This is a genomic window from Bradyrhizobium genosp. P, from assembly GCF_049949265.1.
In the GTDB taxonomy this organism is placed as follows: Bacteria; Pseudomonadota; Alphaproteobacteria; order Rhizobiales; family Xanthobacteraceae; genus Bradyrhizobium.
Genome location: NZ_CP188195.1, coordinates 1,523,947 through 1,550,677, shown reverse-complemented (window position 1 = coordinate 1,550,677; position 26,731 = coordinate 1,523,947). Strand labels below are relative to the sequence as shown.

Below are 26,731 nucleotides of genomic sequence, written 5' to 3'. Positions count from 1 at the left end.
GTGCCATCATGCTGCGAACCTACGATCGCGATCTTCGGCACGGACCTCATGCTCGTGGACATGAAGCGGATCGAGCCGGCGGATCAGGGCGATCGTCTCGCGATCCGGCAGCGGCACGCATTCCACCTTCTCGGCCAGGCGGAGTCCGAAGCCCGTGTTGTCGCGAACCTCGTCGATCGAGATGTCCGGATAAACCGCCCGCAGCCGCGCATGGCCCTCGGCGTCGAAATCAAACACACCGAGATCCGTCACGATCCACTGCGGACCCTTGCCACGATGGCCAAGCGCCTTCCGGCCGCGACCGTCCACTCCGCAATGGCCGAGGCTGGTGACGAAGTCGCATTGTTCGACCAGGCGGAAACGCCGGCGACCTTCTGCGTCGAGCGCCGAACGATGGCCCGTCGTCCAAAGCGTCACTTGATCGACGTCGCAGGACAGATTGCAACCGCCGCCGCCGCCGGGCAACTTCATGGCAAGCCGGTTCGTGCCCAGACTGGTAACGTTGCAATTTCCCCATTTATCGATCTGCAACCCGGAGAGGAACATCCGCTGCATTCGACCGGCGGCGGCGAGGTCGAACAGTTCCTCGATATCGAGCGAAAGCGCGGCGCCGCGATCCATCACCCAATCATTGGAAGTCGGGCTGAGAAAGGGCGGTTCGGGGTTAATGCCGTAGGTAGCGCCGGCGACCAGCACCAGGTTTGGCGCATGGGTGCGTTTAGCGACATGCAAGGCGAGTTGGACCAGCGGCGAGCCATAGCCGTGGAACGCCAACGTCCCGTCTTCGACGGTTCGGGCGATGGCGGCGATCATCAACTCGCCCAAGCTGCAATCCCGGATCATGCCATCGCCTCCTCGCGATAAAGCGACATCCAGGCCTCCGTTCCTGCCGACCAGGTGGCAAGACGCCGGCTTGTTTCATCGCCGCCGATGCGTCGCAGATAGGAGGCGTGATCCGTGCAGCCGAAGACGAAGGGCTCAAGATAGTCGGTGTTGAAGCGCTGGGCGCCGCTCCGAGCGGCAGTGTAATAAGCTGCCGTGTGCGGCCTGTCGTAAGCGTAGAACGGATAGCAGGCCGTCGGGTGCGCCCCCATCCGCACTTCGGCGACGGCAGTGACATAAAAGTAGGGGATGGTAATGCCGCCGAGTTCGACCAAGCGCTCGGTCGGCACGATCTCTTCGACCGAAGCGATGACCACGCGTGACGCCTTGGCGAACAAAGGATCGAGAACCGGCGGACCCTCGATGCGCAGATTTCCCTGCGCGTCACCGTATTGGGCATGCAGGATCGCAACATCCGGAATTAGCGCCGGCACAAGCAGCAGTTCCTCGCCCGTGTAGGGGCAAGTCATTGTCTTGTATTCGGGATGAAGGCCTGGAAAGCTGGTGCCCCGCGCCGAGCGCATCGGCATGAAAGGCAGGCCCGCCACGGCAGCACGCAGTTGCTGGACCACCGTGTAGCAGCAACTGTCGTCGATGCGGACTTCTCCCGCCTCGCAGGCACGCCGGTAATTCGGAGCGATTCCAAAGTCCTGCTCGAATCCGACATAGCTCTCGCTGGTGACCGACACCGCACCGGCGCCGCACAGCAAGTCGATATCGATTCCATGCGCCGAGCCGACAACTGTCAGGTCGCGTACGTTTCGACGCAGCAGGGAGCGCAAAATGGCCATCGGCACGCGGGAGGACAAGCCGCCACCGACCGCGACCACGTGACCGTCTTTCACTGCGCCGGCGACGTCTTCCAGACCACTCCGTTTGTCCGCGTTCGTCCAGACCCCACCCGACCTCGGCTTTCCATTCGTCGCTATCATGTGTGCATTGCTCATATGGCAGTCATCCCGCCGTCCACGGAAAAGGCCGCGCCGGTCACAAAGCCCGCTTGATGGCTCAAGAGAAAGATCACCGCTTCCGCGATGTCCTCGGGGGTGCCGAAGCGCCCCATTGGATATTTCGACAGCCGACGCGCCTGGACCTCTGGACTGGTGTCGCTGCCGAGCAACTGCTGGCCCATACCTGTCGAGGCGACGGTGCCGGGACAGACGGCATTGACCCGAATGCCCCTGCCTGAGTAATCCGCCGCCATCTGGCGCGTCAGATTGACGATTGCGCCCTTGGCTGCGCAGTACGCCGCCATGGTCGGAATGCCGACGAGCCCGGCGACGGAGCCGAAGTTGACGATCGTGCCCTTGCGTCGTTCCAGCATGCCGGCGAGCGCGGCCTTGGAGGTCAGAAAGGTCCCCGTCACGTTGACCGCCATGATCCGGTCCCAGGCCGCTACATCGGCCTCATGAACTGAGCCGAAGCCGGCGATACCGGCGTTATTGACGAGCCCCGTCAGAGAGCCGACGGTCCGTTCGGCGGCGACGATGGCCGCGGCGATGTCGCTCGCCTTGGTGACGTCAGCCCCAAAACCCCTCGCCACCGCACCCCCGGTGCTGAGCATCGCCGCGGAGCGCTCCGCCAGACCTCCGTCGAGGTCGATCAGCGCAACCTTTGCCCCCTCGCGTAACGCCGCGCTGGCTATAGCGAGCCCGATACCGGCGCCGCCGCCGGTAATGGCGATGACTTCGTTCATCAAGCGATTCGACATTGTGTTGCTTCCTCCGAAGTCTTGACTTGTTTGTCGGACGCGTCGCGCCGTTAGATCGCCAGATATCCGCCGTCCATCACCAGCGCCGAACCGTTCATGTAGCGAGCGCTGTCACTCAGCAGAAACTCCGCGGCGGCTGCGACGTCGTCCGTCGTTCCGATCTCGTTCTGAGGGATGCGTGCCAACACTTGCGCGCGCAGATCAGGTTGATCGAGCCGCCACTTCGTCATCGGCGTCTCGATCATCCCGGGACACAAGGCGTTGCAGCGGATCCCGGCATGGGCATAGTCCACAGCGATTGATCGCGTCAGTTGCATTACGGCACCCTTGGACGTCGTGTAGGCAGCCCGCTTCGGGAACGCTACGAAGCCGGCCACAGAGGCGACGTTGACGATCACGCCGGCCCGTCGTTCAAGCATGTGGGGCAGGACCGCATGACAACCCAGAAACACACCGCGCACATTTACCGCCATCACCTCGTCGAATTCCGATAGCGGCGTCGTGTGTACATCCGTGGCGGAATAGCCGCCCGTGATGCCTGCGTTGTTGATCAGCACGTCCACCCGTCCACGCTCTTTCAAGGCGAGATCGATCAGGCATCCAACATCAGCCTCGTTCGAAACATCGCCAACCGTCGTCAGCACGGCATCGCGATGATCGGCCCAATACTCAGCCTCGCAATTTGCCAGGGCCTGCGCCGAGACGTCGAAGGCGACAACGGAATCGCCCCGCGACAGAAGCCTCGACGTAATAGCCAGCCCGTTACCAGAGGCCGCTCCGGTAACGACAACAATGCGCGGGCTCATAGCCCGACCAGATGTTTCTTACCCGCGCGCAGGCGCGACAGCTGGATGAAATGGGTGGGATTGAGGAACAATTCATCCATCTCCCCCAAATCATCGACCGTCAGACCCTTCTTGACGAGAACGTTCAAATACTGGAACGCGTCCTTTGCCCCGTAGCCGACGTGATGGGCGCCCAAGACGCGGCGAGTGTCGCCGTCGATGACTAATTTCTGAAAGCCAGACATGTGAGGCTTCGCCATCACGTACAACATCACGCGGTCGCCTGCCGGCAAGCCGATGTTGAGGCCGTTCGGGTTGTCCGGCGGCATCTTGATGATGATGACGTTCTTGAATTTCTTTCGAGCCTCTTCCTCGCCGAGGCCCAGCCAACTTACTTCGTAATGGGTATGCAGAAAATCAGGAAAATCATTCGGCTCGTAATGGGCCTCGACCCCCATCACGTTGCGCGCCGCATAGACTCCACTTTTGCGCGCCTTGAACATCTCCATCGGTGCTCCGATCAGGTCACCAACGGCGTAAACGTTCGGTACCGACGTCTGCAGACGAGAATTGACAAGAATTTCGTTCTTGTTTCCGACCTTGACACCCAACGCTTCGACAGCCATTTCGGAGTTTGGGATTTCACCGAGCCCCATGAAAACGAAGTTCGTGGCGATCTTCTCGACGCCATTGGGCGTGTCGATCGTAACGCCACTAACCTTTCCGTTCCGGTCGGCTTCGATGCCTTGGAGTTGGGAGTCTTCCCATATCTCGATCCCCTGCTCCTTCATCCGGTCCAGGACGTAACCTCGCGTTTCGAGGTCTGGGATCAGCTTCAGGCATTCCGACCTGACGATCATGATCGTCCGTCGGCCGGTGGCATTGAAGAAGCAACCGTACTCGACAGCCGTCTTGCTGCCACCGATCACGACGACTGTCTCGGAGGGTTCGTAATCCAGCGTCTCAACGAGATTCACATTTGTGTAGACGCCCTTGAGGTCATTGCCCGGCACATCCACCACCTGCGGACGGGTGCCTGTCGCGAGGATGAGGTTCTTGGCCTTGAAGCGCCTTCCCGCCACCTCGACGGTGTGCGCGTCGATGATTTTCCCTTTGGCGTTCAGGACATACTCAAGATCGAGCTGTTCCTTGCTTTGGTAGTTCATGATGGCGTGCGGGCCGGTGCGCCCTTGCCTGAACAGATCGACGACGTCTTTGATGGATGTGCGCACGCCGTCCATCTTCGGAAACCAAAGCGTTCCGCCGAACGTGCGCTGGAGCATCAACTCGGCCGCACAGTCCGAAAACAGATGGTGGGGCACGCAGGCGTTATGCGGGCAGGATCCGCCGAGAAACGGCCAAGCCTCAATGATTAGTTGGCGTCCGCCCATGGCGCGCAGGTAGGCCGAACCAAAGCGACCACTTGCGCCGCCTCCGAGGTAGATTGCGTCGTACTCGCGCTTGTCACTTTCGTCGATGTTGAACAACGCTGGGGCGTTCGGCGCATCGTAGACTTCCTCGATTTTGTGACTCCACTCTTCGATGTTCCAGTGGTTGTCCCGGACATCCATTACAGCCGCGTCGCTCATATCATTTTCCTCTGGTCCCGTTGATCGCAATTCGACGTCGTAGAAAGCTTTCGCGCCTGTCTCCGATCGACAGCCGTTTCAGAGGCAGCACGGACAAGACAGGGGATGACCAAGCCGCATACGACGACCTGTTTGGTTCTGATCAGGGCCTGCATCCCAGGGGTGCGGGGCCGGTTTCGTTCCGGGCGCCATGCCGACGCGCCGGCCACTGCACTTCGAGCACACCCACTCGCGCGGCGGCTCGGTCTGGGCCATGACCATCCCCTTGAACTGATGGTCGCAATCCGGGCATTGCAGAGAGTAGACGGGCATGGCTTTCCCTTCGCCGCCCGGGACAGCGAGGATAACCTCCCGGGCAGCACCGTATCGTTGCTAGACAGATGGCTTGGTCAGGCGACCTTTTTGGTCTTCGCGTGCTCGTCGCGGACGATATTTGCGCCCTCGACCATGGCGTGCAGTTTGTCCTGGGCGATGTAGCGCTGCAGGAGAATCAGCCCACAATCCGTCGTCACTCCAAGCCGGTCGATCGGAATGACGCGCGACAGCTTACGGATGCGGTCCGCAACCTGATCGGCCGTCTCGGTGATCGTGCTCTTGACGTCGATCACGCCGGCCCAGAAGTCCACGTTGTTGGGTAAAGGGAATTCCTTGAAAGTATCGAGGCCGGAGAGATCGTCGTCCCGTCGGCCACAGCTCTCAAGGTTCAGCACGTTGATATGCGCTTCATAAGCCTTCGGCACCACCGAGCGTGTGGCGGACGGCGCCGAAGCATTGGCCTTCCGCTTGGTCAGGTCGAAGATCTCACCTGCCTTCGCGGTGTCGTCGGGGTAGTACGCAGGCGTGCCACCCCAATTGCCCCAGCAAACATGGACGACGACCTTGGCGTTCTTCACGCCCTCGACAGCGACGTTAAAGGCTTCGATTCCCCAGTCTTCGAAGAAATAGGGCCAGGTGAACTCGTCGAACTGGATGAAATCAATGCCCAACGCGTCGATCTCCAGCACGTCCTGATTGATAGCCCTGGCGATCGCGAGCGCGCGGTCGCGGCTGTTGCTGTAGTGCAGATCGTTGGTACATTGTGCCAGCACCTGGACGCCGGTGTACTGGATCTTGGTCGGCTTGCGAGTAGCGCGTCGCAGAGCTTTGGCTTGCTCGACCATCAACGCGCCGTGGCGTTTGACCGCCTGCTCGAGGGTGCCCGCATGGAGGCGGCTATAGATCGGGAAGCCGAGATGGCCTCCCTTCAGATCGTAGCCGAGGCGACGCAGGTAATAATAAACTGCCGCGTCGGCATAGTTGTCGCCGTGAACCCTTCCATCCGAGATGATGTCCAGTCCCGCGATCTCCTGATCCCGCGCAATGGCCCCGATGGCATCTTCGAGGGCCTCCCGGTTCATTGAGTCGGGCGGCTCCTGATTGCCGGTGAAATGGCGTCCCCACGATGCGTCCCACCAACGTGGGTTCGGGTAATTCCCGACCATGCTGGTCGGAACGAGAATCTCTTGGTCTCGGATTTTCATTTACGTCCTCCCTCGGTTGGGCTCATTGGCCCTTGCTTTGTCTTATCCAAAACATATCTATCTTATCCATAATGTGTCAACTGGATTCTTAGTTGTACAATCCTGATGCATCCTTACTTACCCAGACCTGATCATCCTGGGTTGCGCGACTCTGCGAATTTGCATAGGAACGGTCCGCTACATTGCGCTGCGGCGTGGGACTTCTTCGATCGACGAGCAGGAATGATGAGCGACGCCAAACGACTGTTAACGCTGGAGGAAGCGGCGCAATATCTGGGCGTCAGCAAGACCTCATTGCGTCGCTGGACCAAGGATGGGCAGTTGTCCTGCCATCGTATTGGTATGCGTGGGGCGCGCCGCTTCGATCAGAAAATGCTCGAGGAGTTCCTATTGCGGCGCACTATCGGTGGGACGGTTGCTGCGCCCGGCGTTTCAGCCACCGATGCGGTGCAGCACGCGAGTCAGGGCGGCTGCCACAAACATGTCTGCCTCTATTTTCGTAATCCAAGCGAGCAATGGGAAGCGTTTCGTACCTATTTCCTGGATCACTATCGGGCCAATTTGCCGACCACCTATCTCTATCACGCATCGACTCGAGATCGCCTCATTGAATGTGTCCATAACGAGGGCATCGATCCTCAGGATGCAATCAACCGTGGCCTGTTGCGCCTGGTCTCCGCACAGGAATCATATCTGCGGCAGGGTGTCTTTTCCGCCGACTTCATGATCTCCTTCATACGGCTGATCATGATGCGCCTGCGCGCGGACGGGTTTAGCAAACACTTGATCACAGGCGAGATGGACTGGTTCTTCTCCAATATTCTCGGGCGCGAGGAAATCCACACCTATGAGCGGCGGCTGAATAAGGTTCTCGACGACAATCCCGACGTGACCATCGTCTGTCAATATGACATCACCCGCTTTAATGGCGAAGGGGTGCTGCAGGCATGCTGCTCGCATCCGCTCGTTCATCTTGACGAGGAGGTGCGTCAAGGTTTCTTTCGTTGATCTCCCATCCTGTTGCCGCACCATGGCCCTGGTTTCGAGTTCTCCGAGCCACCAGTTTCCGCAAGGCCTTCGTCAAATGGACGGGCTGTCCGCCGACGCTTTTGCGCAAGGTGCGCGCCGACGCCTGACACGAGCATGTCCGATCGCGCCAGCGGTCTGTGGCAGCATGCAACATGAACCGGCGATCCCCGCGACCCCAAGTCTGTGATCGGTCCGATGGCGAGTGAGCGGCAGTGGGAGCGTGTCCAATCCCACATACGCCGTGGCATCGACGAAGGCGCCCGGTTGCTCGCTGGCGGACCTGGCCGCCCGGAGGGGCTGTCGAACGGTCACTTCGTGCGCCCGACGGTGTTTGCCGATGTCACCAATGACATGACGATCGCGCGCGAGGAAATCTCGGCCCGGTTCTGTCGGTGATTTATTACCGCGACGACGAACATGCGATCGAGATCGCCAACGACACGGAATACGGCTTGGCCGCATACGTTTTCTCGTCGAATCCGGGACGGGCACGGCGCCTCGCATCGCAGATCGAGGCCGGCCGGGTTTCAATCAACGGCGGTTATGACCCGATCACGCCGTTCGGAGGGTTCAAGCATTCCGGTATCGGGCGCGAATATGGCGCCTACGGCATCGAAGAGTTTCTTGAGGCAAGGACTATCATGATCTGAAGCAAACGTCCTGCCGGCCGTATCCAGCGGTGTCCGGTCTACGATGGCGGCCGGACACCGCTGGCTCGTTATTGCAGGAACGGCCGTGCCTGCTAAGTCCGCCGTGGAGCGACGGCCCCCGATCAAAAGAGGGAAATCGCAACGGCTTGATCGGAGCTTGATCGGCGTTGCTCGGCCGAAGTTCGATTCTCGCCCGCAGTCTAGACCACGCTCTGAAGGGCTTGCCGCGAGGCAGCGGAGAGACCCCGTTCCTTGGCACAGTCGAACGCCTAGATTGGCAGAGTTCGACATGGTTGACGGAGACGCGAATGCCTAAGCTCCACTATGTGGCAGACTAGCAAGAACCGTTGTGGTTCGCTCAAGACAACGGAGGAATGCGTGGCCTACGGAACTGTCAATCCGGCGTCGGGGGTGCGTTTGAAGACCTTCGACGATATCTCCGAGACGGCGCTAGAAGCAGCCGTCGCCGCCGCCCGATGCGCCTATCAGACGAATTGGCGCGATCGCCCTGTCGCGGAGCGCACCCAGATTCTTTCGAAGGCGGCGGCGCTGCTGCGGGAGCGAGCGGACGAGTACGCCGGCTACGTCACCCTGGAGATGGGCAAACTCTTGGGGACGGCGCGGGCGGAAGTCGAGCTCTCCGCGGCGATCCTCGACTACTACGGCAGCTGCGCCGAGGAATTCCTAAAGCCGCAGACCTTCGCCGGCTTCCCCGACAGCGTGCTCGAGACCCGCCCGATTGGGGTGATCCTGGCGATCGAGCCGTGGAACTTCCCCTACTACCAGGTGGCGCGTGTCGTCGGCCCGCAACTGGCCGCGGGCAATGTCGTGCTACTCAAGCACGCCAAGACCGTGCCACAGTGCGCGCTGGCGTTCGAGCGGCTGATGCAGGACGCCGGCGCGCCCGCGGGCGTCTACACCAACCTCTTCGCCAGCATCGAGCAAGTCGGACGCCTGATCGACGACCCCCGCATCGTCGGCGTGACCATCACCGGCAGCGAGCGCGCTGGCGCCGCGGTGGCCGAGCGGGCAGGACGCAATCTGAAAAAGGTGGTCGCCGAGCTGGGCGGCAGCGACCCGCTCATCGTCCTCGAGGATGCGCCGCTGGGGTCCGCTGTCGAGAGCGCCATCTTCGGCCGGATGTTCAACACCGGCCAGAGCTGCGTGTCGTCCAAGCGCATCATCGTGGTCGGCCAGGCACGAGGACAGGCGTTCCAGGACGCCTTTGTGAGCGGCATGGCAGGCCTCAAGGTCGGTGAGCCGACCGCGGAAGACACGGGGCTCGGGCCGGTGTCCTCGGAACGGGCGCTGAACCTCCTGCTCGACCAGATTAGCGCGGCCAAGAAGGGCGGCGCCACCGTCGTGGTCGGCGGCGAACGGGTGGACCGGCCGGGCTTCTATTTGCAGGCGACGGTCCTGAAGGACATCACGCCCGACAACCCGGTTTATTCGCAGGAGTTGTTCGGGCCCGTGGCGTCCCTTTTTGTGGTCGACACGGAGGAGGAGGCGATCGCCCTCGCCAACGCCAGCCCGTTCGGTCTTCGCCGGCGATACGGCGCGGGGCCGCGCGGTCGCCGATCGGATCGAGAGCGGCATGGTTTTCGTGAACCAGCCAGCCTGGACGACCGCCGAGCTGCCGTTCGGCGGCGTCAAGCGCTCGGGCTATGGCCGCGAGCTTTCGGAATTGGGCTTCGGTGAGTTCGTCAATCGCAAGCTAGTCACCATAGTGCCGGCCGGTTCCCCGCCATGGGGACCGGTTCAATCGAGCTGACGCCTGCCCGGAAGATGCGGGGTTAGCCAACATCAAGCGGAGGAAACATAATGCCGTTATGGAAGGTTTACACTCCGGTCGGAGCATACTCGGACGCGGACAAAGCGAAGTTAGCGGAGAAGATCACCGAAGCGTACGGCACGGTTCCGATCCCGGCCTTCTACGTCGTCATGATTTTCGAAGAGGTGACTGCGAAGAATTATTTCGTTGGCGGCAAGTCGCACCCGAAGTTTGTTCGTTTCAAGGTCGACCAGATGGCTCGAACGGCCAATGGCGCCGTGGTCAGGAGCTGGTGGATCCACACCATCGATAGTTTGATCGCGCCGTGGGTCAGGGAGCGGGGCTTCGACTGGGAGGTCACCGTGGATGAACTTCCCGCTGATCTCTGGTCGCTTCAGGGAGAGATTCCGCCCCCCTTCGAATCCGTTGCTGAGAAGCGTTGGATCAAGGAAAACAAGGCAAGCCCTTACTCCTATCAAGAGACGATCCCGGCCAATGGGCATATTTGGAACGCTGGCCTTGCCGACTCCTGAAGTGCTCGCTCTCAACTGATGCGAAATGTGCGATCATATGCGGTACGGCATATTTACATCCGAGCATCATCCCGCGGCCGTTGACATTCATCGTCTGATCCTAGATCTCGATGGAAGTGTCGACGGCGGTGCGGTCCTGAGCAAGGATCTCATGGACCGTTGGCCGCGGCGTTGTTGAGGGGGTGTCGATCTTCCGAACTGGCGCAGGGTTTCTTCGACGCCAGCTTCAATCGACTCGGGATTTCCGCAATCGAAATGCAACCCGATCCGAACCATCACAGAGCTTTGCAGCAAGATCCGTTGCAGGATACTCCGAGACATTAGCAACGCCGACTGACCCGCCCTCATCGACAAAGCGCTGTGCGATCGATCCCAGCCCTCCAGCGCTCGTGATGAGTGCAACCTTGCCTTCCAACCTACGCATTTAGCCGGTAATCGAGCGTGGAAGACGCGGTCATGTCCCATTGAAACTGTCGCCTGAAATGATAGCGATCTTGCGCATGAAGTCTCCTGATGGAACCATTGCGGTGAAAAGACCTAGCGCATGCCAATTCCCACGGCCTGTGATGTGTCCGTTAACGCATTATAGATCGTCCTGAATATGGAACCGCTTGCCGATGTGATTACCTTGCTGCGCCCGCGCGCGGTCGAAACCAAGGTTATGCACGGGGCCGGCCGCTGGTCCATGCGTCGTTCGCGAGTGGCTTACGCCGGCTTTGGACTCGTGCTGGCCGGCGAATGCTGGCTGACAGTCGACGGCCATGAAACCTTGCGTCTCGCCACAGGCGATTTCGTCCTCATGCCAGCCGGCCGGGCCTTCACGATTGCCAGCGACCTCGCCTGCGAAGTCATTTCGCTCAACGCGCAAGAGGCGCTGGCTTGTCAGGCCGGCGAGGTGCGGTACGGCGATCCCGATCTCGAACCTGAGTTCAAGCAGCTCGGTGGTTATTTCGAATTGGACTCCGTCAACCGCAGCCTGCTCGGCGATCTGCTGCCAACCCTTATCCATATCCAAGCCTCCGATCCCGCGGCGGGACGGCTTAAACGCACGATAGATTCGATCGTCGAGGAGGCGCTTGCCGAGCGACCAGGCCGCGATCTCGTTGTCGATCGCCTTGTCGAGGTTCTGCTCGTGGAGGCGCTGCGGTTCCGCACCGAAAGCGTCGACGCCATCGGACGACCCGGCCTCCTCGTGGGGCTCGCTGATCCGCTTCTCGCCCGCGCCCTGAGGCGCCTCCATGGTGACGTGGCTCACGCATGGTCGGTGGAGGAAATGGCCAAGGTGGCGGGTCTATCCCGCTCGGCCTTCAGCGAGCGCTTCGGCCAGAAGGTCGGAGTGCCCCCGATGCAATATCTGATAGAGTGGCGCATGGCCTTGGCCAAAGCCATGCTGCTCGCACCGCGGCCGGCTAACCGTCAGCCAGCCGCAACGCGCCCCGAGGGATCAATCGCAACGACGCCCGCTGGAAGGGCTGAGAGTCCGGGCCATCGTCCGTCCTCAAGCGGGCATGACGCGCTGCTAAACGCTCTTCGGTAGTTCGATCAATCTACGCTGCCTCTTCAGGAATGCGTGCTCGGACATGTTGCGGCGCCTCTCTGCGCTTGCGATCGCATCCGGCCCCGCCGGCGTTCTCAACTGATCCGAAGCGCGAGGTGGTGACGGTCTGCTCGTGGCAATTTGCCGGAGGCGAGATTGCTGAGCGAGGCGATGATCCTGATCACGACTGGAAGACCCCGTCGCCGCGATAGGCATTGGCGCCGCTGACCGCATGACTTGCCGGTACCTTGTCCTGCTGCTCGCTGACCGGACCGGCAGGCGGGAAGATGCTGTCATATATCGCGCGGGCTTCTCGAATTAGGCGCACTCGCTCGCGCTCAGACTTCGGGATGAATTGAACAACCTCGCCCATATTTGCTCCAAATCTTGGTTAGACGCTGTTAGATTACGGTCATCATTCCATTCGACATAGGACCTCAGCGCCAACTTTGAAGCTCTTCAGGCGGTAACGAGGGTATAAAACACTCGTGACTGGGCAGCGCGCCGGCCATCCCAACGACGCTAGTCTAGCGGGAACATCCGGCCGCAAGGCTTAGGGAGGAGCTCGTGGTGAAAACCTGCCGATATGCCCTGGCATATAAGCTGCAGCATCCACCCGAAATATATTGGTCGCAAAAAACATTCCTCAAAGTGTGCCCGGACAGGTCGGCGTCGCGGCGGAAGCAGCGAACGATCACGGGGAGCCGTACGATCCGCCCAACGGCGGCAGACCCGTCGCCCGTCGGCGACAACGGCTATTGGCAGGCTGGCGTGAAACATCGGACGCCAACGTCGCCGCAGTCCCGGCTTAGAATCGCATCGTCGACTCTTGACCGAGTAACCTATGAATAATTGCGGCGAGAGCGGACGAGCCTATCGGTATCATGACGTGCGTCAGCCTACAGCGCTCGTCGTCCTGAAGACTTCTCGGTGCGAAGTCAGGAAATCCTGTACGGTCATCGGCGGCTTGCCGGTCAGTTCGGCGATGAACTTGTCTTCACCCGAGAAAAGGCCGTTCTGATAGTCGAGAGCAACTGCGCAGAAATGCTGGATCATGAACTCAGACAAGCCCGTCTTTTCGAGACGCTCCCGATATTGGGGAATTGTCAACGGCCGGTAGCTGATCTTTCGGCCCAGAACCTCGCTGATCGCTGCGGCGATTCCAGCCTGATCCAGCTCAGTTGGTCCGCAGAGAGGATAGGTCTTCCCGACATGAGCGGCTGGCGCTGCCAGGATAGTCGCGATAACCCGTGCCTGGTCCTCCCCAGCAATTGGAGCATGACGCCCGTTGCCATATGGGAGATCGATGATGCCGTTCTCGACAATGGTCGAGCGCACGAACGGGAACAAAAGCCATTCCGAGAAGAATGTCGGACGGATGTGGACGGTCGGAACGCCAGACCAGTCGAAAAGGCGTTCGGCGATCCAGTGGTCGCGCGCGGCGTGGCTTTTGGAATCTTCCCGCGCTGAAATCTGCGACATGTTGACAACGACCTTGAGCGCTGCCCGCTTGGCCGCGTCCGCGAAATATGCCGTTGCCGGAATGAGTCCCGGACTAACCGGATAACAAAAATAGGCGGCGCTGGTGCCGGCTGCCGCCCGGATTACGTCGTCGTGCTCCAGGAGTTCACCAATCGTGACCTCCGCGCCCATGCGCCGAAGCGCCTCCGAGCGTTCATCCTGCTTGTGTACCATCGCACGGACCGCGTGACCTCTTTCAAGAAGGAGTTGCACTGTATGGCGACCGGTTTTGCCGGTCGCGCCAATTACCAAAAACGTCTGCGTGCTATGCGAGGGGGATCTCCGCCGCGACATGAAGAACAGCCGCGCGTCAACGCCCGCCCCGGAGGGACGCATGCCCGAATGTTCTTGTCTCCACCTTTGGTGGAGCGAGAAATACCAAGCAATCGGCCCGGAAGTTGTCAGTCGCCTGCGAATGTTCCGTCCCGGACCGATCGCGCGAAATCGGCAACGGCGCGGCCGATTTCATCGGGACTGTCCTCCTGGATGAAGTGACTACCCTTGACAGTGATCTCCTTTTGATTTCGCCAGGTCCGGCAGAAGTCGCGGGCCGAGCCGGTCAGGATCGAGCCCGGTTCAGCATTGATAAACAGCTTGGGGATCGGACTCTCGGCCAGCCACCGACCATAGTCGTCGACGATGGCAACGACGCTTCCCGGCTCGCCGTCGATCGGCAGTTGACGCGGCCAGCTCAGCGTGGGGCGCCGGTCTTCACCCGGCGTCGTAAAGGGGGCGCGATACACCGCCATCTCGTCCTCAGTCAGGCCGCGCAATACCGAGCTTGGCAGCACTCGCTCGACGAAAATGTTGTTCTCAAGAACCATTTCCTCGCCGCGCTCGCCGCGGAAGCCCTGGAAGACCTTGCGTGCATTCTCGGGCCAATCTTGCCAGGTCAACGGCTTGACGATGGCCTCCATGTAGACAATTCCCTTAACCCGCTTTGGATTCTGACGAGCCCAATCGAAGCCCAGGGCGGAGCCCCAGTCGTGTATGACGAGGATCACGTCGTTTCCGAGATCCAGCTTGTCCCATAACCCGAACAGAAACTCCTGCTGCTCCTGGTACCCGTAGCGGTCAGGGCCGGAATTTGACAGCTTGTCGGACCCGCCCATGCCGATCAGGTCGCAGGCAATCAGACGTCCCGAGCCGGCGCAGTGCCGCATCACGTTGCGCCACAGATAGGACGACGTCGGATTCCCATGCTGAAAGACGATGGCGCTGCCCGCGCCTTCGTCGATGTAGGCCATCCGCTTGCCGTTCACTTCGGCGACCTTCTGTTTCCCGAATTTTTCGATCGATATGGGCAATTTTTGTCTCCTCACAGGATCTTCTTCGAGTATTGAGTCGTGGTGGCGTGCCTAGCTCCCGATGAAGCTCGGCTCGACCTTGTCCTTGAACGCCTTGACGCCCGCGAGGCCGTCACGCGACCGGGACATTTGGACGATCGAGGCTGCTTCATCCTTCATCTGTTGCTCGAGGATGGCGTCACCGCTCGAAAGCAAGAGCCGTTTGACGGAGGCGAATGCGAGCGTCGGGCCGCGGGCGAGCTGCTGAGCAATTTGATCGACCGTCGCTGCTAACTCCTCGGGCGCAACCACCCGATTGACCAATCCCCAAGCCATCGCTTCGTCCGCGGCCAATACGCGATTCAATAGGAACAGCTCCTTCGTCCGGCGGTGACCGATCAGACGGGGCAGAAACCAGGTCGTGCTTCCATCGGGAGGGAGCCCTATCTTCGTGTAGGCGCTCGTGAACTTTGCCGTCTGGGAGGCCACGGCGAGATCGGCAGCCGCCATCAGGCCGAGGCCAGCGCCAGCTACTATGCCGTTCACTCCGGCCACGACTGGTGCCCGCATCCGCACGAGCACCGAGATCGCTTCCTCGACATGCGCAGTCATCTCCGCGAGCAGGCTGTCGACCCGCTCCAGATCCGATGCGAAGCCCGCCACGTCACCTCCGGCGCAGAACGCACGGTCGCCAGCGCCGGAAAGCACAACACATCGCACGGCTGAATCGGCACGGCATTGCTTGGCAGCGAGCGCGAGCTCCTTTGCCGTCAGCACGTCGATCGCGTTCAACTGCGTCGGTCGATTGATCGTGATGCGCGCGACGCCCTGCTCGATGCCGAAAAGGAGGGTTTGGTAGGTCATGGCATTCCTTTACCTGTCATTTTCCGCTGAATTGAGCCCGCCGTTTTTCTTGCGTCACGCGGCCCGGTGGATCTTGCCTTTCAGGGTTAGCTGCACCGTGAGCTTCCTGTTATGGCGCGCGCCGGAAGGGTTGGAATGGCGACATGGCAACACCCGTTCGAGATGATGCTTTGGTTGCTACCGCCGGCTCAGAATGATGTTACGCTTTTCCAGGTCTCGGATCTTATGCTCAGGGACCTGCAGCCCTTTCAGGATTTCCTCATTGTGTTCGCCTTGGTAGGCTGGTGCGCCGGCAGGGGGCAGCTCCGACCGGCTAAAGATCCAGGGGTTGCCGGGCATGCGCACCGTGCCGCTGCTCCGATCGTCAACCTCGACGACCGCGTTCCACTCCTTGACCCAGTCGGAATTCGCGAACTCGTTAACGGTTCGCACCCGGCCGACGGCAAGCCCCGCTTCGCTCACCTGCGCCTGCAACTGCTCGAGATTGTCGAACGTCGCGAGCCAAGCCCGGACTTCGGCCAGGAGCGAGGGCAGATTCTGCCGACGCAGCTTGGCTGTCGCATAGCGCGGATCGGCGAGAAGGTCGCTCCGCCGCATCATCGCGCAATAGCGCGTGAACATTGGCGAATAGATCGGGCTTGCGGCAATGGTCAACCGGGAGCCGTCGGCCATTTCGTAAATGTGAGATTCGTTGGCCGACAGCGCGATCGGCTCGCCGTCGGTGTCGATTTCCGACAGCATCGCGCCGGCGCGCTCATTCACCGACAGCATAGTGGCGGCCATGGAAACATCGACGTGCTGACCCTCGCCGGTGCGATTGCGGTGGTGCAAGGCCGCGAGCACGGCGATGACGCCCTCTAATCCCGTATAGATATCCGCATGACTGGACGAGTCGCCGCGTGGTTCAGACAGCGCTTCGCCGAAATGCTCCTGGACGATCGCGGTCAGACCGGTCTCGGCCTGAACGGTCGGCGCAAAGGCGGGCCGATTCCTCCAGGAGGTGGCCTGTCCATATCCGCTCAAGGAAACATAGATGATCCCGGGGTTGAACGCCTTGACGTCGTCATAACCGAAGCCGAAACGCGCGAGCGTACCGGGGCGAAAATTCTCAACGATGACATCGGCACCTTGGCAGAGCTGCTGCACGATCTCACGCGCTTCCGCATAGTTCAGGTCGAGGCTGAGGTTCCTCTTTCCAGCATTCTGCTGCACGTAATAAAGGCCGATGCCGTTGACAAACGGCAGCCCGACCCGTCCCAAATCGCCGGCGGGCGGCTCGATCTTGGTCACGTCGGCGCCGAGGTCGCGAAGTGCCTTGGTGCAATGGGGACCTGCGAGCACGCGGGTGAAATCGACCACCCGCAATCCTTCAAGCGGCGCTGCGGACACGATCAATCTCCCTGAAAGGCGGCTGTCGCAGGCCCGGCGGCAAAGAAGGCGTCGGCGCCGCGCTGCCGGTCCTTTGCTTTCCAGATCATGTCGTTGATCTCGACCTGGCGGGCGTCGGCGGCCGCAATGCCGCCACGGGCCTCGAGATTGGCCTGCAGCTTGATGCCTTTGATGACCTGCGTCGGACCGGCGGCGAGCTGACGCGCCCAGGTCATTGACGCCGAGCCGAGTTCGGATTCGGGCACGACCTGGTTGATGATGCCCCAGCGCTCAAACGCCTCGGGCGTATGGCGACGGCCGAGCATCGCGATCTCTTTCGCGCGCGCGACGCCTGCCCGCTGCGCGAGGCGCTGCGTGCCCCCGAGTACAGGCAAAAGGCCGACCGCGACTTCGACCTGGCCGAGAAATGCGGTGTCGGCCGCGATGATCATATCGCACGTCAGCGCGATCTCGAGGCCACCGCCGAGCGCGCCACCGTTGATGGCCGCAACCGTCGGCACTGGCACTTCTTCGAGATCCCGCAGCATGGCCTCGACCCTCGGCTGGCTGGTGTGGATCGTCGTACCCGTCCCCCAGGACGCCATTTCGGCGCCCGCGCAGAAATGCCGCATCGCGCTCCGCAGCAGGATCGCACGGCAGCCGTCCGCCACCACGGCGTGATAGGCGGCAACGAGATCATTGATAAGCTGGTCATCAAGCAAATTGTGCGGCGGCTTCGCGAGCGTGACCACGCCGACCTTGCCGTCGATCTCGTGCGTAACGGTTGTCATGTCATCCCTCGTTTCGTCAAAAACGACCGGCCGCCCTCTATTGGGCGTTTCGTGCCGGCCGATAGACACTTCCTCTTTGCCAGCCGGTTGGTATCTTTTGAATGTTGTCCATCATAAGATGCGTGACAACGTCAAGCTCTGCCACTTATGATGTCAATAACTGCCAAACGGCGAAAACAGCCGGTTCAAATACGTCAATTCGTGCCAGGCACGCAGGGAGGATCCATGAAACCAATCAAGCTCGTGACACCGATCCTAGGCGATCCCGACGCGCCGACGCAGAACCTCGTGGGGCTGGGTGCGCTCGCCGGTGAGCTCGCGGCGGAAGGGATTTCGGTGCGTGACCTGTTCGCGCGAACCGGCATCGACGCTGCGCAGCTCGAAGACGTGCATGCCCGCATCTCGCACCGGCAGCGGCTCGCCATCTACCGGAACGCCCAGCGGCTCGCCAGGCGACCCGATATCGGTCTGTTGGCCGGAGCCCGGCAGCGCATCAGCGACTACGGCATCTACGGCTACGCGTTGGTTTCCAGTCGCACCTTCGGTGATTCGCTCTTGTTCTCGCTCGATCATGTCACCATGGCGGGTCCCGCGGTCCGGCAGATCAGCTTCCGGATCGAAAGAACGACGGCGATCCTGCGCAGCCACGGCCTCGACACTCTCGGCGATTTGTTGCCGTTCGCCGCGGAATTCTGGCGGAGCTCGATGACCGCGCTGTTCAGTCGTGTCCTGGAATCGCCCTTCCCGAGCAGGCGAATGATCTTTCCGTTCCCAGCCCCGATTCATTGGCGCAACTACGAGCGCATGTTCAACTGTCCGATCGAGTTCGACGCCGATCGCTTGGAGTGGCACTTCGATGCCAAAATCCTCGATATGCCCTGCCCAAACGCCAACCCGATCACGGCGAAAATCTGCCAGCAGGTATGCGATGCAGTGTTGACCGAGCTTCCCGGCGAATCCGAGCTCGTTCGAAGGATACGCACCGCATGCCTCAACAGCCCGAACCGATTTCCGGCCGCAGCGGGGATCGCCTCTGAACTCGGCCTCTCCTTGCGCACCTTCCACCGGAGATTGGCCCAGGAGGGACTGTCCTATCAATCCATCGCCGACGGGATGCGACAATCACTCGCGACCGAGCTTCTCGAGAATACTCATATGGGGATCGACCAGATCGCCGAACGCATCGGTTTTGCCGACGCAACCAGCTTTCGAAAGGCGTTTAAGAAGTGGACTAACCGCTCGCCCTCCGATTTCCGTCGTCCGGAGCGGAGCAGCTAGGAGGACGTCTGCGCCAACGACATGAGCAGGTACAAAGCCAGCTGCACCGACATGGCCGTCAAAAGTGTCAGAAGCTGTCCATATCGCACTTCATCCTGATCAAGCCCAGGCGAAACAAGATGCGCGTGAACAAGGGAACCACGGCAGTCCATTGAACGCTCCATAAATGATGTCAAGGAGTTCTTGCCGCACTTGAGATTTCGGCGGCCTCGATTCTACCAACGCACGATCCGAACCCGATGGTGGCGTATCCCTGCCGGCTACACCGGCCGCGGAACGTAATTTCGTCGCCATCTTCCAAAAAGCCACGCCGCTCTCCGTTCGCAAGTGCAACCGGCTTCGACCCGGCACTGGTAAACTCCAGCATGCTGCTGAGTTCTGCAGGACTTGGTCCGGAAATCGTGCCGGTGCCGATCAGATCGCCCGGCTGCAGGTTGCAGCCATTGATGGTATGATGGGCAACCATCTGCGCGGGCGTCCAGTAGAGGTATTTCGCGTTCGAGGTGAGGATTTCGATAGCAGGCTCGTTCGCGCCACGCATCTTCTCGGTCGACAGCAACACCTGGAGATGGACGTCGAGCCCGCCATTCGCCTGGTCCGTGGCATCGAAGAGATAATCGAGCGGACGCGGATCGCCGTCCGGGCGTGGCAGCGCCGCGACGCGGAAGGGCGCGAGCGCATCCGCGGTAACCACCCAGGGCGCAACTGAGGTTGCAAAGCTTTTGCTCAGGAAGGGGCCGAGCGGAAACATCTCCCAGCGCTGAATGTCGCGTGCCGACCAGTCGTTCAAGAGGGAGAAGCCGGCGATCTCCTGCGACGCATCGGCAATCGGAATGGGCTTGCCGAGCCGGTTGCCGCCGCCGAGGTAGAAGCCCATTTCGAGCTCGAAATCCAACCGCTCGCACCGGCCGAAACTCGGCGCTGCGCCGGCGGCCGTCGGCGGACGCTGCCCGAGCGGCCGCCGAACCGCGCCATACCCGACTTGCACCGACGAGGCCCGGCCGTGATAGGCAATGGGCACCCATTTGTAATTCTCTGGCAGTGGATTTTCCGGCATCAACAACGCGCCGGCGGTGCGAGCGTGATAGATGCCGGCATAAAAGTCGGTGTAGTTCGACACTTTCGTCGGAAGATGGAGGCTGCATGCGACCATGGGCGTCAGCAGATCCGACGCATGCCGCCGGACCTGATTGCCGGAGCTGCCCTGGTCGAGCATGTCGGCGACCGTGCGGCGGAGGTCGCGCATCGCGGCGGGACCGAGCGCAAACAGCGAATTGAGCGACGTCTGCTGCAAGGCATCGTGCGTCGGTTGCGTGAAACGCTCGCTGGCGCCGCTCGCTTTCTTCAGGTCCAAAACCCGGTCACCGATCGCCACGCCAATCCGAAGTTTCGGGTCGGCCTTGCTGCTGAATACGCCGAGCGGCAGATTCTGGATCGGGAAATCCGTATCCGTGCGATTGGCGGCTTCCACAAAGCTGCGTCTTGCCGGGTCGTGGGTCTCGTCGAGAGTGCGTGTTTCCATCATGATGTGTCCGATCGCTTAAGAGTGGACGGCACAGGTGCCGGCCTCTCTCCTCCTGAGGTTTGTGTTGACGTCGCTCACCCCTTCCCAGTCAGGGTGTTGCGGGCGCCAAAGTTCGGTTCTCCGTCGTGGGCGCCGTGCCGATCTCAGATTGGACGAACTGCGCATCGAATGCCTTGCGCTCACGCATGGCGCGTGCGCTTTGATCCGTCACCGAGAACAGCCAGGTGAGGAGGAAGGCGAGCGGCATCGAGAACAGCGCGGGATTTTCGTAGGGAAATGGCGCCGCTTTTGAAATTGAACACGGCAACCCAGACGGTCTTGCTGAGCACGACCAGGACAACGGAAGCAACGAGGCCGGCAAGGCCCCCGGCCACCGCGCCGCGCGTGGTAGTGCCGCGCCAGAAGATCGCCATCGCAAGCACCGGGAAGTTGCAACTTGCAGCTACCGACAGTGCAAGGCCCGCCATGAACGCCACGTTCTGATTTTCAAATGCGTAGGCGAGAAGCACCGCAACGATGCCGATTGCGACAGCGGCGATTTTCGAAATCCACACTTCGCGCGCCTCCGACGCGCGTCCGCTCGCGATCACCTGGCCATAGATGTCGTGGCTGACGGCGGAAGCGCCGGCGAGCGTCAATCCGGCGACCACCGCGAGAATCGTCGCAAAGGCCAATGCCGAAATGAAGCCGAGCATGATCGGCCCCCCCATCGCATGGGCAAGATGGATCGACGCCATGTTCGGTCCGCCGATCAGATCGGTGATCTTGTTGAATTGTCCCGATGTACCGACATGGAAATAGCTCGAATCCGACATCAGGATCGCCACTGCGCCAAATCCGAGTATGGGAATGACAAGACAGAAATAGGCAACGCAGCTGGTGGCATAGAACACGGATTTGCGCGCGCTGGCGGCATCCTTCACCGTGAAGAAGCGCATCAGGATGTGGGGAAGGCCGGCCGTTCCGAACACCAGTGCAAGCCCCAGCGATATGGCGGAGACCGGTTCGGCGAACAGTCCGCCGGGTGCGAGGATCGCGGTTCCCTTCGGATGAATCTTGCTGGCGGCGGCGAACAGCTCGCCGAAGCTAAAATCGAAGTGCCAGAGCACGGCCAACGCCAGCAGCGTTCCGCCGCACAGCAGCAAGGCTGCCTTGGTGATCTGAACCCAGGTCGTCGCCTGCATGCCGCCGACGGTGACATAGAGGATCATCAGGATGCTGACACCAACCACCGCAAACAAATAGTTGACCCCGAACAGCAACTCGATGACCTTGCCGGCCCCGATCATCTGCGCAACCAGATAGAACAGCACGACGACGAGGCTTCCGGTCGCCGCGACCAGCCGGACTGGAGTCCGATCGAGGCGAAACGCGGCTGCATCGGCAAAGGTATAGCTGCCGAGGTTGCGCATGCGTTCCGACATCAGGAACAGGACGATCGGCCAACCGGTGAGGAAGCCGAGCGCGTACAGAAGCCCGTCGAATCCGTTGGCATAGACCAGCGCCGAGATTCCGAGGAACGCTGCCGCCGACAGGAAGTCGCCAGCAATCGCAAGGCCATTCTGCAGCGGCGTGATCGCGTGGCCCGCGGTGTAGAAATCCGCCTTCGATTTCGTGCTGCCCGCTGAGCGATAGGTAATGACGAGCGTTGCGACGACGATCACCATGAACATGCCGATGGCGATCCAGTCCGGACCGCGGGGGGCCGTCGCGGCAACCGTCTGCGCCGACGCGGTAAGCGGAGATGCGGCGAGGGCCACGGCCAAGAGATACCAAAGCCTCATTGGCCAAACTCCCGATTCAGGGCGCGGGCGAGTTCATCGAAGCGCGAATTGGACCGCTGGACGTAGAGGCCGGTCAGGATGACGACCAGCACGATCATGAAGAGCGCCAGTAGAAACCCGAGCGGCATGGGGCTTCCCGCGACAGTCGCGCCGAGCGCACCTTGGGCAGTAGAGATCAACGCGATGAAGCCGAAGAACATGATCAGCGCCACGATCGAAAGGCTCCAACGAAGCCTGGCGCGCGCCGAGGCCAACTGCCTGAACGCCGGATTGTCAAGAATCTCCCGCGTCCGGTCGGGCTTAAGCTCCAGCATTCGGTCCTCCCATAGGAAGCCTGATTTCATTCTCGCGGCTGCACTCCTCTCTGCCAACTCAGCTGCAGCAAGACGATGCGACCGAAGAACTTCGGAGGATTTCCTCACGCTCGAAAACCAGGCCCTTAGACGTTCGTTTCCCGGTCCGAAGCATCAAATGCCGAGGTGGGTCGCACAACGTTGTTTTCTGCCAAAGTGCAGGTCATTTCATGCCATTGCCTGCGTCATCCACTATCACACGCGCTCGTCGGTCCGCGCGCGCCGCTTTCCTCCAGGAAACCATCAAACGCCCGCTAACAAACAAGCGGCGCCGCGGTTGCATGCTGGTGAATTCCGGCGTCCGACGGCGCTTCAACGCCGCTGCGCGGTCCGCTTTCGATCGCGGGATCGTTCGTCAGGATCGTCCGAATGCGGAGCAGGTGTCCGGCCACCGATCACGAGCGGAGTCAGCATCCGATGCGGCGCATCGAGAGCCCGCGTCACCGGATCTCTGCGAAGATGCAGCTCGGCCCCTGGACCGTTGCTGATCACAACGTCGGCGGGCGCGACCGCCATCTTGCACCTGGGACAAGCCCCATCCGCCGACAGCCGGGCACCGCAGGCCTCGTGCGAAAATAGTCGCCGCCGTCCGCCGGCTGGAGCCAACTGCGTGTCGCCCCAGGCCGCCATCGAAAACAGGATCGGCCACAGCGTCGTCCCCCGCTCCGTCAAGACGTAGTCGTATTGCCGTGGCGCATATTTCTTTTTGCGAAGAACGCCGGCCGCGACCAGCTTCGCCAAACGCACCGTCAGCACGCCCCTCGGAAGCCCGAGCCGGTCGATGAAATCGCCGAACCGACTAATACCGGTGAAGCAATCCCTCACGATGAGGAAGGTCCAGCGCTCCCCAAGCAGTTCGAGCACGCGCGCGACGGGACAATCCTGCGATTCATAGTCGGTCCCCAACGCCATCACGGCCTTCCTTTCTCCAGTGGACCCAGATCACATCCCAAATTCGTAGTCTGTTCAATAGACTTTCTAATTCGAAAGAGACTTACTCTACGTGCTATCACGATCTAGTGACCCAAGCAGATCAAGTCTATTGAATGAACTATAACTGTCTTAGGATGCACCTACGAAAGTCATCTGGGGCACATTCGAGGCTCATAGGCGTCCGCATGGAAACAGATCTGCTACGACTGCTCGCTGACGCGTTCGGGGGCGAGTTAGTTGAACGCGTATTTGACGCTGCCTGGCAGGATGGCGGCAGGGTCCGAGGCCCCTCTTCCTTCAGACCGGCAATTGCCGACCATCCGCAGTGCGGGGAGGCCTTTGCAAGATCTTCGCCGACTGCTCCGTGCGTCTGTCGCCTTTACCTTGACCGGCCGCGGACGTCCGCCCCCGGAAGCATCGACGGGCCGTCCGGACGGCTGCAGCCAACACGTTCACCCCAGAAGAGGAGTTCTCATGAGCCAGTCCATAGAAGCGTTCGACAAAGCGATCATAAGCCGACAACCGGGCTTCGATGAGCTAAAGGTCCGGTCGGACTTCAGAAGGGTGATCCCAAATCTCAAAACGGTCGTCGTGCACTGCTTCGATCCGCGTGTGACGGGAGGCATACCGCCGGCGGTCGCAAAGGCCTTGCCGGGCCAAATCTATCCCGGCGAGGTCTTCGAGTTCGTCGACGACGACGGGAAGAAGCGGATCGGCTCGAACACGACGATCTTTCCCATCGTCGTCGCAGGGGGCCGCGCATCCGGGAGCGTGCAACGCTCGGTCAGCGTCGCATGCCATCTCTTCGATATCGACAACGTCGTGGTGGTGCACCATACCGACTGCGGGGGTACGCACTTCACGCCGGAAGGATTCCTCCGGACCTTCAAGGACGAGTTCGAACAGGACATCACCGACCTCTGGGATCCGGACGACATCTGCCTCGAAAACTTCACGCAGTCGCTGCATCGCGACGTGCGCAGCATCAGAAACTCGCGCGGCACTCCAAAGCACGTGAACGTCTACGGCTATCTGTACGATATCCAGACCGGCGAACTCCATCTGGTCGAAGAAAGTCTCGGGGATCCCGCCGCACCTCGCGGAGCCGCTTGGAGGCAATAAGCCTCGTCGGATACTCGCGGACGCCAGTCGGCTGGAGGTAAGGCCCGGCCGTCAACCCAATCAACTACCAGAGGAATGAGATCATGACAGAATCCCACGGCGCGACCCTTCGGGCTTTCACCGAGCACCGGGTTCAGCACGCCGGCGGAAGCCTTTATGTCAGGGACTTTCGAGGCAACGGTCCAGCTTTCGTGCTGCTGCATGGATTTCCGGACAACTCGCACATCTACGACGACCTCATTCCGCATCTGGCGGGGGCCGGTCGCAGAACCATCGCGTTCGATTTCCTCGGCTTCGGCGCCTCAGACAAGCCGGAGGGCGCCGTATACACCTTCGAACAGCAACTCGGTGACCTGGAAGCGGTCGCGGACGCGTTGGGGCTTGAGAAGATCATCCCTGTCGGCCACGACGCCGGCGGGCCCGCCGCTGTCAATTTTGCGCTGAGGCATCCGACGCGTGCGGCGGGCATTTGTTTGATGAACGCGTTCTACGACCAATCGCCCGGCCTCCGGGTTCCCGAATTCATTGAACTCTTCGCCAACAAGAATCTGAAGGCGCTCACCCGCCACTTCCTGGCAAGCCCGCAGCAGTTTGCCTGGCTGCTCAACTTCCAGCGCGGCCAAATGCAGGTCGGCATGCTCGAGACCCAAAAGGCTCGCTACGACGAGTTCCTTGGACCGATTGTGGACAAGAACTTTACGCAACGGCCGAGCGCCGGTCCTGCCTTCGCGCAGATGACCTACCAACTGTTCGATGAAATGGCAGCTAATACGGCCCGACTCTCGGATTTCAGGCGCTCTGACTTGCCTCTCTTGCTCATCTGGGGGAAGGTCGACCCCTATCTTCATCTCAGCGTCGCCGAATACCTGAAATCGCAGGCCAAGAACGGCGCCATTCATGCGCTCGAAGCGGGGCACTGGCCGCAGATCGACGAGGCCGCCGACACTGCTCGCATCATGCTTGCGAGCCGATGGTCCTGAGGGTGTGCGCCACAACTCTCTAGCTAGTGATGTGACTCTAACGCTTGTTCCGCGCGGGCGACTTTTTCGAGGATTTCACCTGCGGATTTGGTACAGATGAAGGGCTCGGCGACGCGCTCGAAGGCGCTGCGGCGGATGCGGTTTCGGGTGATCTCGGCAAAGAAGCGCCCGACCATGTTGAGCCAGGAGGCCGAGGTCAGCTTGAAGCGCAAATGGAAGCGTGGGTGTGCCTTTGAGCCAACGCTTTTCGGCTGGTGTCTTATGGGTGGCATAGTTGTCAACGACCAGATGGAGATCGAGGCCGGGCGCGGTCTGATAATCAATCAGCTTGAGAAAGCGCAGGAACTCTCGGTGCCGATGCCGAGGCATATAGGTGCCGACAATCTTGCCGTCCAGCATGTTGAGCGCCGCGAATAAGGTCGTGGTGCCGTTGCGCTTGTAGTATTGCCGAGCCATTCTGCTCCATCACCGAGACTCGCGGGCGGGCAAATTAGAGCTACACGTGGCATTCTGGACTGGTTTTTGAAACAGTTGGCCGAGCGAACCGGGGTTTCTGCACCGTGATCCGGGGATTGGAGGACGAGGCGCCGCCGATGTCCGACGAAAGGATAGCGATCATTCAGAAAACGTTTTTCGGATGCCGGGATCGAATTTTTGTTCGCGCCGGTCGGCAAGCCAGGCACCGTTGCGATGCCATGCAGCATCTGCATCACTCCCTTAGTTGGCTCGATATGCACACCATCGACACCGAGACAAGTGGTCCGAACGGCATTTCTGATAGCGTCTTCGACAGAGATGCAGGGGGCGGCATTGGGCATGTTACAGACGATGAACGGCATCATGGCGCCCCGCGGGACTGCCCGGCATACAAGCTAATCTTCGAAGTTGACCGTTTCCATCGAAGCAGTCCGATCAGCCT

23 protein-coding genes and 3 pseudogenes are annotated in these 26,731 nt (G+C 60.8%); 9 read left to right on the top strand and 17 right to left on the bottom strand.

Features of this window, described 5'->3' with window-relative positions:
• Window positions 1–6 precede the first annotated feature (6 nt).
• The 6 genes from ACP2YO_RS07480 to ACP2YO_RS07455 form a co-directional block, all read right to left on the bottom strand.
• The gene (locus ACP2YO_RS07480; RefSeq protein WP_426443097.1) at window positions 7–813 is read right to left on the bottom strand and encodes a CoA-transferase subunit beta; all 807 of its coding nucleotides are present in this window, start codon (window positions 811–813) and stop codon (window positions 7–9) included.
• Between the two features lie 26 nt (window positions 814–839).
• On the bottom strand, window positions 840–1,829 hold the full coding sequence (locus ACP2YO_RS07475; protein ID WP_426440290.1) for a CoA transferase subunit A: 990 nt from the start codon (window positions 1,827–1,829) through the stop codon (window positions 840–842).
• Window positions 1,826–2,593 (bottom strand): SDR family NAD(P)-dependent oxidoreductase, encoded by a 768-nt coding sequence (locus ACP2YO_RS07470; protein ID WP_426440289.1) that lies wholly within the window; start codon window positions 2,591–2,593, stop codon window positions 1,826–1,828. Before ACP2YO_RS07470 ends, ACP2YO_RS07475 begins: the two co-directional genes overlap by 4 nt.
• Before the next feature lie 50 nt (window positions 2,594–2,643).
• Window positions 2,644–3,399 carry an SDR family NAD(P)-dependent oxidoreductase gene (locus ACP2YO_RS07465; RefSeq protein ID WP_426440288.1) on the bottom strand — a complete coding sequence of 252 codons (756 nt, stop codon included), beginning with the start codon at window positions 3,397–3,399 and terminating at the stop codon, window positions 2,644–2,646.
• Window positions 3,396–4,967 (bottom strand): FAD-dependent oxidoreductase, encoded by a 1,572-nt coding sequence (locus tag ACP2YO_RS07460; protein ID WP_426440287.1) that lies wholly within the window; start codon window positions 4,965–4,967, stop codon window positions 3,396–3,398. The genes ACP2YO_RS07465 and ACP2YO_RS07460 overlap by 4 nt, the downstream gene beginning before the upstream one ends.
• Window positions 4,968–5,356: 389 nt before the next feature.
• Window positions 5,357–6,487 (bottom strand): cobalamin-independent methionine synthase II family protein, encoded by a 1,131-nt coding sequence (locus tag ACP2YO_RS07455; RefSeq protein ID WP_426440286.1) that lies wholly within the window; start codon window positions 6,485–6,487, stop codon window positions 5,357–5,359.
• Window positions 6,488–6,712: 225 nt separating this feature from the next.
• Between ACP2YO_RS07455 and ACP2YO_RS07450 the strand changes: the two genes are divergently transcribed.
• The 6 genes and pseudogenes from ACP2YO_RS07450 (at window position 6,713) to ACP2YO_RS07425 (ending at window position 12,007) form a co-directional block, all read left to right on the top strand.
• A complete protein-coding gene (locus ACP2YO_RS07450) occupies window positions 6,713–7,495 on the top strand; it encodes an MEDS domain-containing protein (RefSeq protein WP_426440285.1) in 783 nt (260 codons plus the stop codon).
• 216 nt (window positions 7,496–7,711) lie between these two features.
• Window positions 7,712–7,912: an aldehyde dehydrogenase family protein gene (locus ACP2YO_RS07445; protein WP_426440284.1), complete on the top strand. Its 201-nt coding sequence runs from the start codon at window positions 7,712–7,714 to the stop codon at window positions 7,910–7,912.
• Window positions 7,909–8,166 carry an aldehyde dehydrogenase family protein gene (locus ACP2YO_RS07440; RefSeq protein ID WP_426440283.1) on the top strand — a complete coding sequence of 86 codons (258 nt, stop codon included), beginning with the start codon at window positions 7,909–7,911 and terminating at the stop codon, window positions 8,164–8,166. Before ACP2YO_RS07445 ends, ACP2YO_RS07440 begins: the two co-directional genes overlap by 4 nt.
• Before the next feature lie 324 nt (window positions 8,167–8,490).
• A pseudogene (locus ACP2YO_RS07435) lies at window positions 8,491–9,937 on the top strand (NAD-dependent succinate-semialdehyde dehydrogenase).
• Between the two features lie 50 nt (window positions 9,938–9,987).
• Window positions 9,988–10,470 (top strand): tautomerase family protein, encoded by a 483-nt coding sequence (locus tag ACP2YO_RS07430; RefSeq protein ID WP_426440282.1) that lies wholly within the window; start codon window positions 9,988–9,990, stop codon window positions 10,468–10,470.
• A 601-nt stretch (window positions 10,471–11,071) separates the two neighbouring features.
• A complete protein-coding gene (locus ACP2YO_RS07425; protein ID WP_426440281.1) occupies window positions 11,072–12,007 on the top strand; it encodes a cupin domain-containing protein in 936 nt (311 codons plus the stop codon).
• 181 nt (window positions 12,008–12,188) lie between these two features.
• Here ACP2YO_RS07425 and ACP2YO_RS07420 read toward each other — a convergent pair whose 3' ends face one another.
• The 6 genes from ACP2YO_RS07420 to ACP2YO_RS07395 form a co-directional block, all read right to left on the bottom strand.
• The gene (locus ACP2YO_RS07420; RefSeq protein ID WP_426440280.1) at window positions 12,189–12,380 is read right to left on the bottom strand and encodes a hypothetical protein; all 192 of its coding nucleotides are present in this window, start codon (window positions 12,378–12,380) and stop codon (window positions 12,189–12,191) included.
• 521 nt (window positions 12,381–12,901) lie between these two features.
• On the bottom strand, window positions 12,902–13,822 hold the full coding sequence (locus ACP2YO_RS07415) for an NAD(P)H-binding protein (RefSeq protein ID WP_426443096.1): 921 nt from the start codon (window positions 13,820–13,822) through the stop codon (window positions 12,902–12,904).
• A 107-nt stretch (window positions 13,823–13,929) separates the two neighbouring features.
• Window positions 13,930–14,790, bottom strand: a complete 861-nt coding sequence (locus ACP2YO_RS07410; RefSeq protein ID WP_426440279.1) for a haloalkane dehalogenase — start codon at window positions 14,788–14,790, stop codon at window positions 13,930–13,932.
• 96 nt (window positions 14,791–14,886) lie between these two features.
• Window positions 14,887–15,678 (bottom strand): enoyl-CoA hydratase/isomerase family protein, encoded by a 792-nt coding sequence (locus tag ACP2YO_RS07405; RefSeq protein ID WP_426440278.1) that lies wholly within the window; start codon window positions 15,676–15,678, stop codon window positions 14,887–14,889.
• Window positions 15,679–15,855: 177 nt separating this feature from the next.
• The gene (locus ACP2YO_RS07400) at window positions 15,856–17,037 is read right to left on the bottom strand and encodes a CaiB/BaiF CoA transferase family protein (protein WP_426440277.1); all 1,182 of its coding nucleotides are present in this window, start codon (window positions 17,035–17,037) and stop codon (window positions 15,856–15,858) included.
• Between the two features lie 32 nt (window positions 17,038–17,069).
• Window positions 17,070–17,837 carry an enoyl-CoA hydratase/isomerase family protein gene (locus ACP2YO_RS07395; RefSeq protein WP_426440276.1) on the bottom strand — a complete coding sequence of 256 codons (768 nt, stop codon included), beginning with the start codon at window positions 17,835–17,837 and terminating at the stop codon, window positions 17,070–17,072.
• Window positions 17,838–18,062: 225 nt separating this feature from the next.
• Between ACP2YO_RS07395 and ACP2YO_RS07390 the strand changes: the two genes are divergently transcribed.
• Entirely contained in the window at window positions 18,063–19,115 is a 1,053-nt protein-coding gene (locus ACP2YO_RS07390; RefSeq protein WP_426440275.1) for an AraC family transcriptional regulator, read from the top strand.
• A 172-nt stretch (window positions 19,116–19,287) separates the two neighbouring features.
• Here the strand turns inward: ACP2YO_RS07390 and fahA are convergent, their stop codons facing one another.
• The 4 genes and pseudogenes from fahA to ACP2YO_RS07370 all read right to left on the bottom strand — a co-directional run bounded on the left by fahA (window position 19,288) and on the right by ACP2YO_RS07370 (window position 23,689).
• The gene (gene fahA / locus ACP2YO_RS07385) at window positions 19,288–20,637 is read right to left on the bottom strand and encodes a fumarylacetoacetase (protein WP_426440274.1); all 1,350 of its coding nucleotides are present in this window, start codon (window positions 20,635–20,637) and stop codon (window positions 19,288–19,290) included.
• A gap of 91 nt (window positions 20,638–20,728) precedes the next feature.
• Window positions 20,729–22,424 (bottom strand): annotated as a pseudogene (actP, locus tag ACP2YO_RS07380) (cation/acetate symporter ActP).
• Window positions 22,421–22,738, bottom strand: coding sequence for a DUF485 domain-containing protein (locus ACP2YO_RS07375; protein ID WP_426440273.1), 318 nt, complete (start codon window positions 22,736–22,738; stop codon window positions 22,421–22,423). Before ACP2YO_RS07375 ends, actP begins: the two are co-directional and overlap by 4 nt.
• A gap of 351 nt (window positions 22,739–23,089) precedes the next feature.
• Window positions 23,090–23,689 (bottom strand): winged helix-turn-helix transcriptional regulator, encoded by a 600-nt coding sequence (locus ACP2YO_RS07370; protein ID WP_426440272.1) that lies wholly within the window; start codon window positions 23,687–23,689, stop codon window positions 23,090–23,092.
• Between the two features lie 495 nt (window positions 23,690–24,184).
• Between ACP2YO_RS07370 and ACP2YO_RS07365 the strand changes: the two genes are divergently transcribed.
• A complete protein-coding gene (locus tag ACP2YO_RS07365) occupies window positions 24,185–24,832 on the top strand; it encodes a carbonic anhydrase (RefSeq protein ID WP_426440271.1) in 648 nt (215 codons plus the stop codon).
• Window positions 24,833–25,023: 191 nt separating this feature from the next.
• On the top strand, window positions 25,024–25,812 hold the full coding sequence (locus ACP2YO_RS07360; RefSeq protein WP_426440270.1) for an alpha/beta fold hydrolase: 789 nt from the start codon (window positions 25,024–25,026) through the stop codon (window positions 25,810–25,812).
• A gap of 23 nt (window positions 25,813–25,835) precedes the next feature.
• On the opposite strand, the pseudogene ACP2YO_RS07355 reads toward ACP2YO_RS07360, so the two are convergent.
• A pseudogene (locus ACP2YO_RS07355) lies at window positions 25,836–26,253 on the bottom strand (transposase); the annotation flags it as partial.
• Window positions 26,254–26,731 lie beyond the last annotated feature (478 nt).

What these genes read in the sequence shown, in the direction of transcription:
- ACP2YO_RS07480 (WP_426443097.1), bottom strand. Translation starts at nt 813, where the DNA reads ATGATCGCCGCCATCGCCCGAACCGTCGAAGACGGGACGTTGGCGTTC.
- ACP2YO_RS07475 (WP_426440290.1), bottom strand. Translation starts at nt 1,829, where the DNA reads ATGAGCAATGCACACATGATAGCGACGAATGGAAAGCCGAGGTCGGGT.
- ACP2YO_RS07470 (WP_426440289.1), bottom strand. Translation starts at nt 2,593, where the DNA reads ATGTCGAATCGCTTGATGAACGAAGTCATCGCCATTACCGGCGGCGGC.
- ACP2YO_RS07465 (WP_426440288.1), bottom strand. Translation starts at nt 3,399, where the DNA reads ATGAGCCCGCGCATTGTTGTCGTTACCGGAGCGGCCTCTGGTAACGGG.
- ACP2YO_RS07460 (WP_426440287.1), bottom strand. Translation starts at nt 4,967, where the DNA reads ATGAGCGACGCGGCTGTAATGGATGTCCGGGACAACCACTGGAACATC.
- ACP2YO_RS07455 (WP_426440286.1), bottom strand. Translation starts at nt 6,487, where the DNA reads ATGAAAATCCGAGACCAAGAGATTCTCGTTCCGACCAGCATGGTCGGG.
- ACP2YO_RS07450 (WP_426440285.1), top strand. Translation starts at nt 6,713, where the DNA reads ATGAGCGACGCCAAACGACTGTTAACGCTGGAGGAAGCGGCGCAATAT.
- ACP2YO_RS07445 (WP_426440284.1), top strand. Translation starts at nt 7,712, where the DNA reads ATGGCGAGTGAGCGGCAGTGGGAGCGTGTCCAATCCCACATACGCCGT.
- ACP2YO_RS07430 (WP_426440282.1), top strand. Translation starts at nt 9,988, where the DNA reads ATGCCGTTATGGAAGGTTTACACTCCGGTCGGAGCATACTCGGACGCG.
- ACP2YO_RS07425 (WP_426440281.1), top strand. Translation starts at nt 11,072, where the DNA reads ATGGAACCGCTTGCCGATGTGATTACCTTGCTGCGCCCGCGCGCGGTC.
- ACP2YO_RS07420 (WP_426440280.1), bottom strand. Translation starts at nt 12,380, where the DNA reads ATGGGCGAGGTTGTTCAATTCATCCCGAAGTCTGAGCGCGAGCGAGTG.
- ACP2YO_RS07415 (WP_426443096.1), bottom strand. Translation starts at nt 13,822, where the DNA reads ATGTCGCGGCGGAGATCCCCCTCGCATAGCACGCAGACGTTTTTGGTA.
- ACP2YO_RS07405 (WP_426440278.1), bottom strand. Translation starts at nt 15,678, where the DNA reads ATGACCTACCAAACCCTCCTTTTCGGCATCGAGCAGGGCGTCGCGCGC.
- ACP2YO_RS07395 (WP_426440276.1), bottom strand. Translation starts at nt 17,837, where the DNA reads ATGACAACCGTTACGCACGAGATCGACGGCAAGGTCGGCGTGGTCACG.
- ACP2YO_RS07390 (WP_426440275.1), top strand. Translation starts at nt 18,063, where the DNA reads ATGAAACCAATCAAGCTCGTGACACCGATCCTAGGCGATCCCGACGCG.
- fahA (WP_426440274.1), bottom strand. Translation starts at nt 20,637, where the DNA reads ATGGAAACACGCACTCTCGACGAGACCCACGACCCGGCAAGACGCAGC.
- ACP2YO_RS07375 (WP_426440273.1), bottom strand. Translation starts at nt 22,738, where the DNA reads ATGCTGGAGCTTAAGCCCGACCGGACGCGGGAGATTCTTGACAATCCG.
- ACP2YO_RS07370 (WP_426440272.1), bottom strand. Translation starts at nt 23,689, where the DNA reads ATGGCGTTGGGGACCGACTATGAATCGCAGGATTGTCCCGTCGCGCGC.
- ACP2YO_RS07365 (WP_426440271.1), top strand. Translation starts at nt 24,185, where the DNA reads ATGAGCCAGTCCATAGAAGCGTTCGACAAAGCGATCATAAGCCGACAA.